This is a genomic window from Flavobacterium helocola, assembly GCF_038289885.1.
In the GTDB taxonomy this organism is placed as follows: Bacteria; Bacteroidota; Bacteroidia; order Flavobacteriales; family Flavobacteriaceae; genus Flavobacterium; species Flavobacterium cheniae.
Genome location: NZ_JBBYHT010000012.1, coordinates 2,476 through 5,362, shown reverse-complemented (window position 1 = coordinate 5,362; position 2,887 = coordinate 2,476). Strand labels below are relative to the sequence as shown.

The 2,887-nt window shown below is 47.9% G+C and carries 2 rRNA genes (1 of these 2 cut by a window edge); both read right to left on the bottom strand.

Annotated features, from left to right (window positions below):
* Nucleotides 1–41 precede the first annotated feature (41 nt).
* A 5S ribosomal RNA gene (gene rrf, locus AAEO58_RS13420) occupies nucleotides 42–151 on the bottom strand.
* A 133-nt stretch (nucleotides 152–284) separates the two neighbouring features.
* Nucleotides 285–2,887, bottom strand: a 23S ribosomal RNA gene (locus AAEO58_RS13415) (it continues 359 nt past the right edge of the window).

Genomic DNA, 2,887 nt, shown 5'->3' with positions numbered 1-2,887 from the left:
TAACAAAAAAGCCCTATCATTACTGATAGGGCTTTTCAAAAGAAAGGCGGCGACATACTCTCCCACATAACTGCAGTACCATCTGCGCAATCGGGCTTAACTTCTCTGTTCGGAATGGGAAGAGGTGAGCCCCGACGCAATAACCACCTTAAGAGGTTATGTTGCTTTGGACAACATTTACAATTCGTAATTCATAATTTTAAATTCGTAATTGTAATAATATCTTAACATACTGAGATAAATAAATTTAAAGAAAGTTTCTCTGCGCCCGAAGGCGCAGATTTATACATAAGCTAACGGGTTATTAGTACTACTCGACTATGACATTACTGCCTTTACATCTATAGCCTATCGACCTAGTCATCTTCTAGGACCCTTAAAAGAAATCTCATCTTGTGGTGGGTTTCGCGCTTATATGCTTTCAGCGCTTATCCCTTCCCAACGTAGCTACTCTGCAGTGCTCCTGGCGGAACAACAGATACACCAGCGGTTAGTCCAATTCGGTCCTCTCGTACTAGAATCAGATCCACTCAAATTTCTAACGCCCACAGTAGATAGAGACCGAACTGTCTCACGACGTTCTGAACCCAGCTCGCGTGCCACTTTAATGGGCGAACAGCCCAACCCTTGGGACCTTCTCCAGCCCCAGGATGTGACGAGCCGACATCGAGGTGCCAAACCCCCCCGTCGATATGAGCTCTTGGGGGAGATCAGCCTGTTATCCCCGGCGTACCTTTTATCCTTTGAGCGATGGCCCTTCCATGCGGAACCACCGGATCACTATGCTCTACTTTCGTACCTGATCGACCTGTATGTCTCTCAGTCAAGCTCCCTTATGCCATTGCACTCTACGCACGGTTACCAAGCGTGCTGAGGGAACCTTTAGAAGCCTCCGTTACTCTTTTGGAGGCGACCACCCCAGTCAAACTACCCACCAAACAATGTCCCCCGCAGCGCGGGGTTAGGCCTCAGACAAGCAAAGGGTGGTATTTCAACAATGACTCCACAACGCCTAGCGACGCCACTTCACAGTCTCCCACCTATCCTACACATCACGTGTCCAAGGTCAATATTAAGCTATAGTAAAGGTGCACAGGGTCTTTTCGTCCCACTGCGGGTAAGCGGCATCTTCACCGCTACTACAATTTCACCGAGCTCATGGCTGAGACAGTATCCAGATCGTTACACCATTCGTGCAGGTCGGAACTTACCCGACAAGGAATTTCGCTACCTTAGGACCGTTATAGTTACGGCCGCCGTTTACTTGGGCTTCATTTCAATGCTTCTCCGAAGATAACATCTCCACTTAACCTTCAAGCACCGGGCAGGTGTCAGGCCCTATACTTCATCTTACGATTTTGCAGAGCCCTGTGTTTTTGATAAACAGTCGCCTGGATTTTTTCACTGCGGCCAGCATTGCTGCTGGCGACCCTTCTCCCGAAGTTACGGGTCCATTTTGCCTAATTCCTTAGCCATGAATCTCTCGAGCACCTTAGGATTCTCTCCTCAACTACCTGTGTCGGTTTACGGTACTGGTACTTATAATCTAAGTTTAGAAGATTTTCTTGGCAGCCTTTAGGTACACTATCACTTTGTCCGAAGACTCCGTGTACTATCGCATTTCACCAGTCCCAGCGGATTTGCCTACCGGGCCTATAGCTAAGTGCTTTAACGAACTATTCCGTCAGTTCGCGGTACTTTCACCACTGCGTCTCTCCATCACAATTATAAGTAGTACGGGAATATTAACCCGTTAGCCATCGACTGTCCCTTTCGGGTTCGCCTTAGGACCAGACTAACCCACAGCTGATTAGCATAGCTGTGGAAACCTTAGTTTTTCGGTGTGCGGGTTTCTCGCCCGCATTATCGTTACTTATGCCTACATTTTCTTTTCTAAACAGTCCAGCATGACTCACATCACACCTTCGACCCAGTTTAGAATGCTCCCCTACCACTTACGTAAAACGTAAATCCATAGCTTCGGTAATATGCTTATGCCCGATTATTATCCATGCTCGTCCGCTCGACTAGTGAGCTGTTACGCACTCTTTAAATGAATGGCTGCTTCCAAGCCAACATCCTAGCTGTCTGGGCAGACAAACCTCGTTATTTCAACTTAGCATATATTTGGGGACCTTAGCTGATGGTCTGGGTTCTTTCCCTCTCGGACATGGACCTTAGCACCCATGCCCTCACTGCTGGTAAACATTATATAGCATTCGGAGTTTGTCAGGAATTGGTAGGCGATGAAGCCCCCGCATCCAATCAGTAGCTCTACCTCTATATAACTTATACCCAGCGCTGCACCTAAATGCATTTCGGGGAGTACGAGCTATTTCCGAGTTTGATTGGCCTTTCACCCCTACCCACAGATCATCCCAAGACTTTTCAACGTCAACGGGTTCGGTCCTCCACTATGTGTTACCACAGCTTCAACCTGTCCATGGGTAGATCACACGGTTTCGCGTCTACCATTACTGACTAAAGCGCCCTATTCAGACTCGCTTTCGCTACGGATCCATACCATAAGTACTTATCCTTGCCAGCAACGGTAACTCGTAGGCTCATTATGCAAAAGGCACGCCGTCACCCCACGAAAGGGCTCCGACCGCTTGTAAGCGTATGGTTTCAGGATCTATTTCACTCCGTTATTCACGGTTCTTTTCACCTTTCCCTCACGGTACTGGTTCACTATCGGTCTCTCAGGAGTATTTAGCCTTAGCGGATGGTCCCGCCAAATTCACACAGGGTTTCACGTGCCCCGCGCTACTCAGGATACCACTATCTATATCTTCTCTTACCCATACAGGACTATCACCCTCTTTGGTTTACCTTTCCAGGTAATTCCGGTTCAATCCGCATAGAATGTCGTGGTCCTACAACCCCA